At 51.8% G+C, this 14,387-nt stretch carries 13 protein-coding genes; 11 read left to right on the forward strand and 2 right to left on the reverse strand.

Annotated elements, in window-relative coordinates:
• Window positions 1-483 precede the first annotated feature (483 nt).
• Entirely contained in the window at window positions 484-1,734 is a 1,251-nt protein-coding gene (gene icd, locus AC3ITF_RS12485; protein WP_096757396.1) for an NADP-dependent isocitrate dehydrogenase, read from the reverse strand.
• Window positions 1,735-1,936: 202 nt separating this feature from the next.
• Here icd and rluE point away from each other — a divergent pair, with 202 nt between their 5' ends.
• The 9 genes from rluE to roxA all read left to right on the forward strand — a co-directional run bounded on the left by rluE (window position 1,937) and on the right by roxA (window position 10,735).
• Entirely contained in the window at window positions 1,937-2,560 is a 624-nt protein-coding gene (gene rluE, locus AC3ITF_RS12490; RefSeq protein ID WP_135912179.1) for a 23S rRNA pseudouridine(2457) synthase RluE, read from the forward strand.
• Window positions 2,561-2,603: 43 nt separating this feature from the next.
• The gene (locus AC3ITF_RS12495; protein WP_489175708.1) at window positions 2,604-3,533 is read left to right on the forward strand and encodes a hypothetical protein; all 930 of its coding nucleotides are present in this window, start codon (window positions 2,604-2,606) and stop codon (window positions 3,531-3,533) included.
• Between the two features lie 10 nt (window positions 3,534-3,543).
• Complete coding sequence (locus AC3ITF_RS12500) at window positions 3,544-4,005, forward strand: NUDIX hydrolase (protein WP_117342947.1); 462 nt, start codon at window positions 3,544-3,546, stop codon at window positions 4,003-4,005.
• A gap of 53 nt (window positions 4,006-4,058) precedes the next feature.
• A complete protein-coding gene (gene mnmA / locus AC3ITF_RS12505) occupies window positions 4,059-5,165 on the forward strand; it encodes a tRNA 2-thiouridine(34) synthase MnmA (RefSeq protein WP_096757400.1) in 1,107 nt (368 codons plus the stop codon).
• 35 nt (window positions 5,166-5,200) lie between these two features.
• On the forward strand, window positions 5,201-5,842 hold the full coding sequence (gene hflD, locus AC3ITF_RS12510; protein ID WP_117343114.1) for a high frequency lysogenization protein HflD: 642 nt from the start codon (window positions 5,201-5,203) through the stop codon (window positions 5,840-5,842).
• Between the two features lie 3 nt (window positions 5,843-5,845).
• Window positions 5,846-7,216 (forward strand): adenylosuccinate lyase, encoded by a 1,371-nt coding sequence (gene purB, locus AC3ITF_RS12515; protein WP_096757401.1) that lies wholly within the window; start codon window positions 5,846-5,848, stop codon window positions 7,214-7,216.
• Window positions 7,217-7,390: 174 nt separating this feature from the next.
• Window positions 7,391-8,062 (forward strand): two-component system response regulator PhoP, encoded by a 672-nt coding sequence (gene phoP, locus AC3ITF_RS12520; protein ID WP_096757402.1) that lies wholly within the window; start codon window positions 7,391-7,393, stop codon window positions 8,060-8,062.
• Window positions 8,062-9,525 carry a two-component system sensor histidine kinase PhoQ gene (gene phoQ / locus AC3ITF_RS12525; protein ID WP_146716607.1) on the forward strand — a complete coding sequence of 488 codons (1,464 nt, stop codon included), beginning with the start codon at window positions 8,062-8,064 and terminating at the stop codon, window positions 9,523-9,525. The genes phoP and phoQ overlap by 1 nt, the downstream gene beginning before the upstream one ends.
• Before the next feature lie 88 nt (window positions 9,526-9,613).
• Window positions 9,614-10,735: a [50S ribosomal protein L16]-arginine 3-hydroxylase gene (gene roxA / locus AC3ITF_RS12530; RefSeq protein WP_096757404.1), complete on the forward strand. Its 1,122-nt coding sequence runs from the start codon at window positions 9,614-9,616 to the stop codon at window positions 10,733-10,735.
• 105 nt (window positions 10,736-10,840) lie between these two features.
• Here roxA and pepT read toward each other — a convergent pair whose 3' ends face one another.
• Window positions 10,841-12,067: a peptidase T gene (gene pepT, locus AC3ITF_RS12535; RefSeq protein WP_096757405.1), complete on the reverse strand. Its 1,227-nt coding sequence runs from the start codon at window positions 12,065-12,067 to the stop codon at window positions 10,841-10,843.
• Window positions 12,068-12,317: 250 nt separating this feature from the next.
• Between pepT and potA the strand changes: the two genes are divergently transcribed.
• Together potA and potB are read left to right on the forward strand one after the other, a co-directional pair.
• Window positions 12,318-13,454 carry a spermidine/putrescine ABC transporter ATP-binding protein PotA gene (gene potA / locus AC3ITF_RS12540; RefSeq protein ID WP_096757406.1) on the forward strand — a complete coding sequence of 379 codons (1,137 nt, stop codon included), beginning with the start codon at window positions 12,318-12,320 and terminating at the stop codon, window positions 13,452-13,454.
• On the forward strand, window positions 13,438-14,301 hold the full coding sequence (gene potB, locus AC3ITF_RS12545) for a spermidine/putrescine ABC transporter permease PotB (RefSeq protein WP_115258721.1): 864 nt from the start codon (window positions 13,438-13,440) through the stop codon (window positions 14,299-14,301). The genes potA and potB overlap by 17 nt, the downstream gene beginning before the upstream one ends.
• Window positions 14,302-14,387 lie beyond the last annotated feature (86 nt).

Here is a 14,387-nt window from a genome sequence, read left to right on the forward strand (position 1 = left end):
AACTCAGATTTCACTAGATTGACAATGTCAACATTATTTAACGTTGATGGACCTTCATATCATGAGAACAGTACATCCCAATTTTTATATCCTAAGTTGTTCTTTATGGCAGGCCCCACTTCCTGACATCGGTACACACAGCTTAAGAGACCCAAGCTGGACTATAGTGACGACCCATTTCTAGTCATATACGCGTCTTCTTACCGAACTGTTTCTCGTTGATTCATACATCGTGATGTCAGCAATGTCCGATCTTAGCGCACAGACCTTAAATATTAACGAACGTCCACCAGCAATAATAAAAATCTGAGGAATGCTTGGTGGGAACCTAGCAGTAGAACTGCCATCTGATCGTCCAACCAACCCCAAACTACCAAGGGGTTTTGATAACTTGTTTTGATAAAATTTTGATAACCGTTAGCAGCCTAACAAAAAACAACGGGAGCGTTACGCTCCCGTTAATAAATTTAACAAACTACGGCATTACATGTTTTCGATGATTGCGTCGCCAAACTCACTACATTTCAGCAGCTTAGCGCCGTCCATCAGACGTTCAAAGTCATAGGTTACAGTCTTGGCGTTAATAGCGCCTTCCATACCTTTAACGATCAGGTCAGCCGCTTCGACCCAACCCATGTGGCGCAGCATCATTTCAGCAGACAGGATGATGGAACCAGGGTTCACTTTATCCTGACCCGCATACTTCGGTGCAGTACCGTGGGTGGCTTCAAACAGTGCACACTCGTCACCGATGTTTGCACCCGGCGCGATACCGATACCGCCAACCTGCGCTGCCAGGGCATCAGAGATGTAGTCACCGTTCAGGTTCATACAGGCAATAACATCATACTCTGCCGGACGCAGCAGGATCTGCTGCAGGAACGCATCGGCGATAACGTCCTTAACAACGATCTCTTTCCCTGTTTTCGGGTTCTTGATTTTCACCCACGGGCCGCCGTCGATCAGTTCACCACCAAACTCTTCACGCGCTAACTGGTAACCCCAGTCTTTGAACGCGCCTTCGGTGAACTTCATGATGTTACCTTTATGTACCAGGGTAACAGAATCACGATCGTTAGCGATGGCGTATTCAATCGCCGCACGCACCAGACGTTTTGTCCCGTCTTCGGAACACGGTTTGATACCGATACCGCAATGTTCCGGGAAGCGAATTTTCTTCACGCCCATCTCTTCGCGCAGGAATTTAATCACTTTCTCTGCATCAGCAGAGTCGGCTTTCCACTCGATACCGGCGTAGATGTCTTCAGAGTTTTCACGGAAGATGACCATGTCGGTCAGTTCAGGATGTTTAACCGGGCTTGGGGTGCCCTGGTAGTAACGAACCGGACGCAGGCACACGTACAGGTCAAGTTCCTGACGCAGTGCAACGTTCAGTGAGCGAATACCGCCGCCAACTGGGGTAGTCAGTGGGCCTTTAATAGCAACACGGTAGTCACGAATCAGATCAAGTGTTTCAGCAGGCAGCCAGACGTCCTGGCCGTATACCTGAGTGGATTTCTCGCCGGTGTAGATTTCCATCCAGGAGATTTTACGCTCGCCTTTATAGGCTTTCTCGACAGCAGCATCGACAACTTTGATCATCGGTGGGGTTACATCAACGCCGATACCGTCGCCTTCAATGAACGGGATAATCGGATTTTCAGGAACGTTGAGTTTGCCGTTTTGCAGGGTGATCTTCTTACCTTCCGCCGGAACAACTACTTTGCTTTCCATTCACCTCTCCTTCGAGCGCTTCTGGTTCTGCTCGTCTGTCATCACGCTGCATGTGCATTTGCGTCCTGCTACACGGATGCGTTAGAGCAACTTTTTGTTAATGATTTGTAATGAGCGTGTCAATACTACCCTATTGTTCGCCGCCATGAAAGACACTCGTTCTTAGGCTATAATGCGGCAATTGATATAATCTGAAAATACCATGCAAAAAACTTCTTTTAGAAATCACCGGGTTGAGCGATTCAGCTCACGACAAGTCACTAAACAGCGTAAAGAAAACCAGCCAAAACGCGTGGTTTTGTTCAATAAACCCTACGATGTTTTGCCACAATTTACTGACGAAGCGGGTCGCAGCACGTTAAAAGATTTTATTCCCGTACAGGGCGTCTATGCTGCGGGGCGCCTGGACAGGGATAGCGAAGGCCTGTTGGTACTGACCAATGACGGTGCATTACAGGCCCGATTGACGCAGCCGGGTAAGCGCACCGGAAAAATTTATTACGTACAGGTCGAAGGAGAGCCGACGCCAGAGGCGCTGGATGCCCTGCGCAATGGCGTGACGCTCAATGATGGCCCAACGTTGCCAGCAGGCGTTGAGGTTGTTGCCGAACCTGACTGGCTGTGGCCGCGAAATCCACCGATTCGCGAGCGCAAAAGCATTCCCACCCATTGGTTGAAAATCACGTTGTATGAGGGGCGTAACCGTCAGGTGAGACGCATGACGGCGCATGTGGGTTTCCCCACGCTGCGGTTAATTCGCTATGCCATGGGTGATTACACGCTGGATAATCTCGCCAACGGCGAATGGCGTGAGCTGCAGCCGTAGCATCCATTTTTAACGCAACTATTAACAGGGAAGAACACGGCATATGGATAAACGGATCGTTGCAGCGCTCATGTTGTGCGGAGTTTCACCATTTTGTTATGCAAAACAGGACTGTGAAACGCTCGCCGGGATCGCGGCGGGAGAGGCAAATTATCTTTACGCCACTGCCAACGTCAGCGCTGACTCTCGTCTGCATTTCTACTCTGCACCGGCCAGCGGATGCCAGCTCCCGGCGTTTTTGGTCAATAGCGACACTGTAGAGGTACTCAGAAGTTCGCAGCGTTATGAAAGCACAGGCATGCTGTCCAAAGACGAACCTTTTCGTTACGTCCGCTACCGGGGCGCAAACGGCACTTTCGCTACCGGTTGGGTTACCGCTGACGGACTCACGCCGTTAGCTAACCCGCTTCCTGTTAGCCCTGCCTGCCAGACATGGGCCAATAAAGCGATGTCACAACGCGAAAAAATGCCCCCCGCCGCCAGCAACCATTATCAGGTCATCGGCAGCTCGCGCGCTGGATTCTATTCAATGCCAAATGCACAGTGTCGCAACAGTTCCGTATTCCTGGTTCCCGGCGACGTGGTTTCTGCTCAGGAAGAGTCCAAAGACGATTTTATTGAGGTGGTCTATTACACCGCTGATCGTCATAGCGTGCGCGGCTGGTTGAAAAAATCACAGCTGCAACCTTTAAACAGCGGTGACCGCTATCGCGACGACATCAATCCACTCTCTACGGATACAGCCACGCGGGTCGCCACTCTCAGTTTGCGTTATGACTATCAATGTGTTTTTTATGAGAGCTGGAATGCGAAAAACGCGATTGAAATCATCGTGCGCGAAGACCACCAAACCGAATTTTGCCGGGGTGCCGCCGATCCACAAACCTCCCCGCCGGTGGCCTATATCAGTATCGATAAAGCCACGGGTGAGATCAGCTGGCCAGATGTGTCTGAAGGCTTTAAAGAAGAATAAGAGGTGAACCATGTTCAAACCGCACGTCACCGTCGCCTGCATTGTGCATGCTGAGGATAAGTTTTTAGTCGTTGAGGAAACCATCAACGGCAAAGCGTTATGGAACCAGCCTGCCGGGCATCTGGAAGCGGACGAAACTCTGGTACAAGCCGCTGCACGCGAACTGTGGGAAGAAACCGGCATCACCGCGCAGCCGCAGCATTTTATTCGCATGCATCAATGGATAGCCCCGGACAGAACCCCGTTCTTGCGTTTTCTGTTTTCTATTGAGCTTGCCAATATGTGCGCTACTGAGCCGCATGACAACGATATAGATTGCTGTCGCTGGGTCAGCGCTGAAGCGATTTTATCTGCACCGAACCTGCGTTCGCCGCTGGTTGCTGAGAGCATTCGCTGTTATCAGAGCGGGCAACGGTATCCGCTGGCAATGATCGGAGAATTTAACTGGCCGTTTACAGAGGGTGTCAAGTAAAGGGCTGCGTGATAGAATATGCCGCCTTTAAGTTCAATGTCGTGAGTATTCCTATGTCTGAAAGCCCAAAAAAAGTGATCGTCGGCATGTCCGGCGGTGTCGATTCCTCCGTTTCTGCCTGGCTGTTGCAACAACAGGGTTATCAGGTTGAAGGCCTGTTCATGAAGAACTGGGAAGAGGACGACGGTGAGGAATACTGTACCGCTGCTGCCGATCTTGCAGATGCGCAGGCAGTCTGCGACAAACTCGGCATTGAACTGCATACCGTTAACTTTGCCGCAGAATACTGGGACAACGTCTTTGAGTTGTTCCTTGAAGAGTACAAAGCGGGTCGTACGCCAAACCCGGATATTCTGTGCAACAAAGAAATTAAGTTTAAAGCCTTCCTCGAATTTGCCGCTGAAGATTTAGGTGCCGATTTCATCGCCACCGGTCACTACGTGCGCCGCGCGGACGTCGACGGCAAAAGCCGCCTGCTGCGTGGACTCGACGGCAATAAAGACCAAAGCTATTTCCTCTATACGCTCGGTCACGAGCAGATCGCCCAAAGCTTGTTCCCGGTCGGTGAACTGGAAAAACCGCAGGTGCGCAAAATCGCCGAAGATCTGGGCCTGATTACCGCGAAGAAAAAAGACTCCACCGGCATCTGCTTTATTGGTGAACGTAAATTCCGCGAGTTCCTTGGCCGTTACCTTCCGGCTCAGCCAGGAAAAATCATCACCGTGGATGGCGAAGAAATCGGCCAGCACCAGGGGCTGATGTATCACACTCTGGGCCAACGTAAAGGTCTGGGTATCGGCGGAACCAAAGAAGGGACCGAGGATCCATGGTATGTGGTCGATAAGGACGTTGAGAACAACATTCTGGTTGTCGCTCAGGGTCACGATCACCCGCGTCTGATGTCCGTTGGCCTGATCGCGCAACAGCTGCACTGGGTCGATCGCGAACCCTTCTCCGGCACAATGCGCTGTACGGTGAAAACCCGCTATCGTCAGACCGATATTCCGTGCACCGTTAAGTCGCTGGATGACGAACGTATTGAAGTGATTTTTGACGAGCCGGTTGCGGCGGTGACGCCAGGTCAGTCGGCCGTCTTTTACCGCGGCGAAGTGTGCCTCGGTGGCGGTATTATCGAGCAGCGCCTGCCTCTGCCGGTATAATTTATCTACATATCTAATACAAGGAAGCAGTGAACGTGGCAAAGAATTATTATGACATCACCCTCGCTCTGGCAGGCATTTGCCAGTCGGCTCGCCTGGTGCAACAACTGGCACACCAGGGGCACTGTGATGCCGATGCACTACACGTTTCACTCAACAGTGTTATTGATATGAATCCCAATTCTACGCTGGGCGTGTTTGGTGGCAGTGAAGCCAATCTGCGTCTGGGCCTTGAAACGCTGCTCGGTGTACTGAACGCCAGCAGTCGTCAGGGACTGAACGCGGAACTCACCCGCTATACCCTGAGCCTGATGGTGCTGGAGCGCAAGCTGTCAGCCGCCAAGGGCGCAATGGACACGTTGGGGGACCGTATTAATGGCCTGCAGCGCCAGCTAGACCATTTCGATTTGCAGTCAGAAACGTTAATGAGCGCAATGGCGGGCATTTATGTTGACGTCATCAGCCCGCTCGGCCCACGTATTCAGGTCACGGGATCCCCAGCTATCCTCCAGAGCCCGCAGGTTCAGGCCAAAGTCCGTGCGTCGCTTCTGGCTGGCATTCGTGCTGCCGTACTCTGGCACCAGGTCGGTGGCGGTCGTCTGCAACTCATGTTTTCTCGTAATCGCCTGACCACTCAGGCAAAACAAATTCTTGCTCATTTAACCCCGGAGTTGTGATCTATGGAATTATCCTCACTGACCGCCGTTTCCCCTGTCGATGGACGCTACGGCGATAAAGTCAGCGCGCTGCGCGGGATTTTCAGCGAATACGGTTTGCTGAAATTCCGTGTACAGGTTGAAGTACGCTGGCTGCAAAAACTGGCCGCGCACGCAGCGATCAAGGAAGTTCCTGCTTTTGCTGCCGACGCAATCGGTTTCCTTGATACGATCGTCGCTAACTTCAATGAAGAAGATGCCGCGCGCATCAAAACCATTGAACGCACGACCAACCACGATGTGAAGGCCGTTGAGTATTTCCTGAAAGAAAAAGTCGCTGATATCCCGGAACTGCACGCTGTTTCCGAGTTTATCCACTTCGCCTGTACCTCAGAAGATATCAACAACCTGTCTCATGCGCTGATGCTGAAAACCGCCCGCGATGAAGTGATCCTGCCTTACTGGCGCAAGCTTATCGATGCGGTAAAAGACCTGTCCGTGCAGTATCGTGACATTCCCCTGCTCTCCCGTACGCACGGCCAGCCGGCAACACCCTCTACGTTGGGCAAAGAAATGGCTAACGTGGCATACCGTATGGAGCGCCAGTATCGCCAGCTAAACCAGGTAGAAATTCTCGGTAAAATCAACGGTGCCGTCGGTAACTATAATGCCCACATCGCCGCTTATCCGGAAGTTGACTGGCATCAGTTCAGTGAAGAATTCGTCACTTCGCTGGGTATTCAGTGGAACCCGTACACCACGCAGATTGAGCCGCACGACTACATTGCTGAGCTGTTCGATTGCGTCGCGCGTTTTAACACCATCCTGATCGATTTTGACCGCGACGTCTGGGGCTATGTGGCGCTGAACCACTTCAAACAGAAAACCATTGCCGGTGAAATTGGTTCTTCCACCATGCCGCACAAAGTTAACCCTATCGACTTCGAAAACTCCGAAGGCAACCTGGGCCTGTCTAATGCGGTACTGCAGCACCTGGCAAGCAAACTGCCGGTTTCCCGCTGGCAGCGTGACCTGACGGATTCTACCGTTCTGCGTAACCTGGGCGTGGGAATTGGCTACGCGTTGATCGCGTATCAGTCCACACTGAAGGGTGTGAGCAAACTGGAAGTAAACCGCGATCATCTGCTGGATGAACTGGACCATAACTGGGAAGTGCTGGCCGAGCCGATTCAGACCGTTATGCGTCGTTACGGCATTGAAAAACCGTACGAGAAGCTGAAAGAGCTGACCCGCGGCAAGCGCGTTGACGCCGAAGGCATGAAGCAGTTTATCGACGGACTGGCCCTGCCAGAAGACGAGAAAACGCGCCTGAAAGCGATGACGCCAGCCAACTATATTGGTCGCGCCATCACCATGGTTGATGAGTTGAAGTAATCAATCCTGCGCCAGATGGCGCTCACGCTTATCTGGCCTACATTTATCCCGCGTAGGCCAGATGTGGCGTTCATGCCACCTTCCGACATTCCCCTCGGTTTATTAAATGTTTATCCCCACAGCCACATAATCAGCGTTAAACTATTCATACCGTCAATTTAGGGAGAAACGAAGATGCGCGTACTGGTTGTTGAGGATAATGCCTTATTACGTCACCACCTGAAGGTTCAGTTACAGGATGCAGGCCACCAGGTTGATGATGCTGAGGATGCAAAGGAAGCAGATTATTACCTTAACGAACATCTGCCAGATATTGCGATCGTCGACTTAGGTCTGCCCGATGAAGATGGCTTGTCACTGATCCGCCGCTGGCGCAGCAATGACGTTTCGCTCCCCATTCTGGTGTTGACCGCCCGCGAAGGCTGGCAGGATAAAGTGGAAGTGCTCAGCGCTGGGGCTGATGACTACGTGACAAAACCTTTCCATATTGAAGAGGTGGTCGCCCGCATGCAGGCACTGATGCGCCGCAATAGCGGCCTGGCCTCGCAAATTATCTCGCTGCCGCCTTTTCAGGTTGACCTTTCCCGCCGCGAATTATCAGTGAATGATGAGGTTATCAAACTCACCGCGTTTGAATACACCATCATGGAAACGCTGATCCGCAATAACGGCAAAGTGGTCAGCAAAGACTCACTGATGCTACAACTTTATCCGGATGCAGAACTGCGTGAAAGCCACACCATCGATGTACTGATGGGACGTCTGCGCAAAAAAATTCAGGCGCAATATCCGGATGACGTGATCACCACCGTACGTGGACAGGGCTACCTCTTCGAACTGCGCTAATGAACAAATTATTGCGTCATTTTTTCCCGTTATCGCTGCGTGTACGCTTTTTGCTGGCGACCGCTGGCGTTGTCCTTGTGCTTTCACTGGCCTATGGCATGGTCGCGCTGGTGGGTTACAGTGTAAGCTTTGATAAGACCACATTTCGTCTTCTGCGCGGTGAAAGTAACTTGTTTTACACCCTCGCGAAATGGGAAGACGGCAAGCTCCAGGTCGAACTGCCTGAACATCTCGATATGCAAAGCCCCACCATGTCGCTGATCTACGATGAAAATGGCAAATTGTTGTGGGCACAACGCGATGTCCCCTGGCTGACGCACAGTATTCAGCCGGACTGGTTAAAAACGAATGGTTTTCATGAAATAGAAGCCGATGTCGATGCCACCAGCACGTTGCTGCGCGAAGATCACTCCGCGCAACAGCAGCTTAAAGAAGTCAGAGAAGATGATAACGATGCCGAAATGACCCACTCGGTGGCGGTAAACGTCTACCCTGAGACCGCCCGCATGCCTCAGCTTACCATTGTCGTTGTCGACACTATCCCCATTGAGCTCAAGCGCTCATATATGGTCTGGAGCTGGTTTATCTATGTATTGGTCGCCAACTTGCTGCTCGTGATCCCGCTGCTATGGGTCGCCGCCTGGTGGAGTTTACGGCCTATCGAGTCACTGGCGCGTGAGGTCCGAGAACTTGAGGAGCATCACCGTGAAATGCTCAATCCCGCCACCACGCGGGAACTAACTAGCCTGGTACGTAACCTCAACCGACTGCTGAAAAGTGAGCGTGAGCGTTACGATAAATACCGCACGACCTTAACCGATCTCACCCATAGCCTGAAAACACCGCTGGCGGTATTGCAAAGCACGCTACGCTCGATGCGCAATGAAAAGATGAGCGTAACCGATGCCGAACCCGTGATGCTGGAACAAATTAGCCGCATTTCCCAGCAAATTGGCTACTACCTGCATCGCGCCAGCATGCGCGGTGGTAACGCCCTGCTCAGCCGCGAACTGCACCCGGTTGCCCCTTTGCTGGATAAGCTAACCTCCGCCCTCAATAAGGTGTATCAGCGTAAAGGCGTCACTATTAGTCTCGATATCTCACCCGAAATCAGTTTCGTCGGCGAGCAGAATGATTTTGTCGAGGTCATGGGTAACGTGCTGGATAACGCCTGTAAATACTGTCTGGAGTTCGTCGAGATCTCCGCTCAGCTGTCCGACGATCGCCTACATATTCTGGTGGAAGATGACGGTCCTGGCATTCCACAAGCCAAGCGTGAAGTGGTTTTTGATCGCGGCCAGCGTGTGGATACCTTACGCCCCGGGCAAGGCGTGGGGCTGGCGGTAGCTCGCGAAATTACCGAGCAGTATGACGGGCAAATTATCGCAGGCGATAGCCTGTTAGGCGGCGCGCGCATGGAGGTCATTTTTGGCCGTCAGCATCCGGGGCATAAAGACGAGTAAGTTGTTTGTAATATTTATGTACCGGGATCACTTATCCGGTTAAGCATCCGTTATAATCGGAGCAACCAACAGTCTGCGGATGCGCATTATGGAATACCAATTAAACCTCAACTGGCCCGACTTTCTCGAACGCCACTGGCAAAAGCGCCCGGTGGTCTTAAAGCGTGGTTTTACAAACTTTATCGATCCGCTTTCCCCTGATGAACTGGCCGGACTGGCGATGGAAAGTGAAGTCGACAGCCGACTGGTCAGCCATCAGGACGGTAAATGGCAGGTGAGCCACGGTCCATTCGAAAGCTATGACCATCTCGGCGAGAACAACTGGTCGCTGCTGGTCCAGGCCGTCAACCACTGGCACGAACCGACCGCCGCGCTGATGCGTCCGTTTCGCGAATTACCGGACTGGCGTATTGATGACCTGATGATCTCCTTTTCCGTGCCCGGCGGCGGCGTTGGTCCGCACCTGGATCAGTACGATGTGTTTATCATTCAAGGCACCGGTCGTCGTCGCTGGCGCGTAGGCGAAAAACTCCAGCTAAAACAACACTGCCCACACCCGGACCTGCTGCAGGTTGATCCGTTCGAGGCCATCATTGATGAGGAGCTGGAGCCGGGTGATATTCTGTATATCCCGCCAGGATTCCCGCACGAAGGCTACGCGCTGGAAAACGCGATGAACTATTCTGTCGGTTTCCGCGCCCCGAACGCCCGGGAGTTAATCAGCGGATTCGCCGATTACGTTCTGCAACGTGAGCTGGGCAGCACCTATTACAGCGACCCGGACCTGCCGCCGCGCGACCATCCGGCGGATGTTCTGCCACAAGAAATGGATAAACTGCGTGAAATGATGCTGGGGCTGATTAATCAACCTGAACATTTCAAACAGTGGTTTGGTGAGTTTATTTCCCAGTCGCGTCATGAGCTGGATGTCGCCCCGCCGGAGCCACCTTATCAGCCCGACGAAATCTACGACGCGCTGAAACAAGGGGATGTGCTGGTACGTCTGGGCGGATTACGCGTTATCCGTGTCGGCGACGAGGTTTACGTCAACGGTGAAAAAATTAACTCACCGCATCGCCCTGCCCTCGAGGCGCTGGCCAGCCATATTGTGCTGACAGCCGAGAACTTTGAAGATGCGCTGGAAGATCCGTCTTTCCTCGCCATGCTGGCCGCGCTGGTTAACAGCGGATACTGGTTCTTCGAAGGGTAAATTAGTAGTGACTGCGCCGGATGGCGCTTCGCTTATCCGGCCCACGGAATGAGGTATCTGTAGGCCGGATAAGGCGCAAGCCACCATCCGGCCTCTACACACTCTTTATTTTTGTTTCGCGGCCAATTCGGCAATACGCACGATCACCTGCACCGCTTTTTCCATTCCTTCCAGCGTCACAAACTCATGTTTACCATGATAGTTGTAGCCGCCGGTGAACAGATTCGGGCACGGTAATCCCATAAACGACAGCTGCGCACCGTCAGTGCCGCCACGAATAGGTTTCAGCACAGGCTCAATGTCGCAATCACGCATCGCCTGCTGGGCAATATCCAGCACGTGGGGGTGCTCAATCACTTTCTCGCGCATATTGTAATAGCTATCTTCAATCACCAGTTCGATATAGCAGTCCGGGTGTAACCCTTTGCCAACCTTTTTGGCGATCTCCATAATTTTACGTTTGCGCGCTTCAAACTGTTTACGGTCAAAATCACGGATAATGTAGTGCATGTCCGCCCGGTCAACGGTGCCTTTCATACTCGCCAGATGGTAAAAACCTTCGTAACCTTCGGTCGTTTCCGGGCTTTCATCTGCCGGAACCTCTGCGTGGATACGAGCAGCCAGCGACAGCGCATTCACCATCACCCCTTTTGCGGTACCAGGGTGCACATTGTTACCAACGATTTTGATATTGACCGACGCCGCGTTGAAGTTTTCAAACTCCAGTTCACCCACGCCACCCCCATCAACGGTGTAAGCCCACTTCGCATCAAATGCGGCGACGTCAAAGTGCTTCGCCCCTTTACCCACCTCTTCGTCGGGCGTAAAGGCCACACGAATATCGCCATGGGGAATGTTTTTATGCTTCAACACAGCCAGCGCGGTCACTATCTCCGCCACTCCGGCTTTGTCGTCCGCACCCAGCAGGGTTTTACCGTCGGTGGTGATCAACGTTTGTCCCAAAAGTTGATGTAACACCGGGAACATCACCGGCGACAGAACTTCGTCACCAATGCCTAACGCAATATCGCCCCCACGGTAGTTTTCAACAATTTGCGGGTTGACGTTTTTACCCGTGAAATCCGGTGAGGTATCGACATGAGAAATAAAGCCAATCGCGGGAATATCACCGGCAACGTTTGCGGGTAACGTTGCCATCAGTGTTCCCTTCTCACTTAATGAAACGTTAACCAGCCCCATTTCTTCAAGCTGTTGTTTGAGCAGCTGTAATAGCTTCCACTGCCCCTCAGTGCTGGGTACCTGCCGCACACCCGATTTGGACTGAGTGTCCAGCGACACGTAGTGTAAAAAACGCTCAAGTAGTTTATCCATGCAGTCACCCTCACTTTTCGTGACAACATTATCAATAAGCAAGAAAAGACAAATATTGCGTCAGGTCATTTTTATCCCCGCAAGTGAGAATATTTGTCTCTGACACCCCTTCTGACTATAAGGGTAAGTCAGTAATTCGCAACAAGGATTGGCGATTACAATGGTTTGCCGTAGAATAATCGCCCTCATTAAGAGTCATCAAGGTGGTTAACCACAAACCCCGCAGCGGTCAGCCATCCGTTGCGTTTACATGGGACAGAGTAAAAAATTGAATAAACAACCGCGTTCGCTTTCTCCACTGGTGCAATTAGCGGGAATTCGCAAAAGTTTCGATGGCAAAGAGGTGATTTCCGACCTGGATTTGACCATCAACAATGGCGAATTTCTCACGCTGCTCGGCCCCTCTGGCTGCGGTAAAACAACCGTTCTTCGCCTGATTGCGGGTCTTGAAACGGTTGATTCCGGTCATATCATGCTGGACAACCAGGATATCACTCACGTACCTGCGGAAAACCGCTATGTGAACACCGTATTCCAAAGTTATGCGTTATTCCCCCACATGACCGTGTTCGAGAATGTGGCCTTCGGTTTGCGCATGCAAAAGACCCCGACTGCCGACATTCAACCTCGCGTCACCGAAGCCTTGCGCATGGTGCAACTGGAAGAGTTTGCCCAGCGTAAACCCCATCAACTCTCCGGTGGACAGCAGCAGCGTGTGGCAATTGCCCGTGCAGTGGTCAACAAACCTCGTTTGCTATTGTTAGATGAATCGCTCTCCGCGCTGGACTACAAACTGCGCAAGCAGATGCAGAACGAACTGAAAGCGCTGCAGCGTAAGCTCGGTATCACCTTTGTCTTTGTCACTCACGATCAAGAAGAAGCGCTGACCATGTCAGACCGTATCGTGGTGATGCGTGACGGCAAAATTGAGCAGGACGGCACGCCGCGAGAAATTTACGAAGAGCCGAAAAATCTGTTCGTCGCCGGGTTTATCGGTGAGATCAATATGTTCAACGCGACGGTGATTGAACGTCTGGATGAACAACGCGTTCGTGCTAACGTTGAAGGTCGAGAGTGCAACATCTACGTGAATTTCGCCGTTACGCCGGGACAAAAACTGCATGTTTTGCTGCGTCCGGAAGATCTGCGCGTAGATGAGATCAACGATGACAACCACATCGAAGGACTTATCGGCTACGTGCGTGAACGCAACTACAAAGGCATGACGCTGGAGTCGGTTGTCGAACTGGAAAATGGCAAGATGGTGATGGTTAGCGAATTCTTCAACGAAGACGATCCTGACTTCGATCACTCTCTGGACCAGAAAATGGCCATTAACTGGGTAGAAAGTTGGGAGGTCGTACTGGCTGATGAAGAACACAAGTAAATTCCAGAGTGTGGTGATCGTCACCATTGTCGGTTGGCTTGTGTTATTTGTCTTCCTGCCCAACCTGATGATCATTGGCACCAGCTTTTTGACCCGTGACGATGCGAATTTCGTCAAAATGGTCTTTACGCTGGAAAACTATGCTCGCCTGCTCGATCCGCTCTACTTTGAGGTGTTGATTCACTCCCTCAATATGGCGCTGATTGCCACGTTCGCCTGCCTGGTGCTCGGCTATCCGTTTGCCTGGTTTTTGGTAAAACTGCCGGAAAAAGTGCGTCCACTGCTGCTGTTCCTGCTGATTGTTCCGTTCTGGACCAACTCGCTTATTCGCATCTATGGACTCAAAATTTTCCTCAGTACCAAAGGCTATCTCAACGAGTTTCTGCTGTGGCTCGGGGTCATTGATACCCCCATTCGCATTATGTTCACCCCCAGCGCGGTCATTATCGGCCTCGTTTACATCCTGCTGCCGTTTATGGTTATGCCGCTTTATTCCAGCATTGAGAAACTCGATAAGCCGCTACTGGAAGCCGCGCGCGATCTGGGTGCCAGCAAATTTCAGACCTTCACCCGCATCATCATTCCGCTGACCATGCCGGGAATTATCGCCGGTTGCCTGCTGGTGATGCTGCCAGCCATGGGGTTATTTTACGTGTCTGATCTAATGGGCGGCGCGAAAAACCTGTTGATTGGTAACGTGATAAAAGTTCAGTTCCTGAACATTCGTGACTGGCCGTTTGGTGCCGCCACCAGCATTACCCTGACCATCGTGATGGGACTGATGTTATTAGTTTACTGGCGCGCCTCCCGCTTGCTGAATAAGAAGGTTAGCGACATAGACAGTTAGTTTATATTATTCAATAGGTTAACTTGCTTTTTGGCATGCTTTTTACCTTCAAGTAAACTGCATGCCAAACTCTGTAAAATCATGTA

Source organism: Citrobacter sp. KH_055_1 (genome assembly GCF_057838705.1).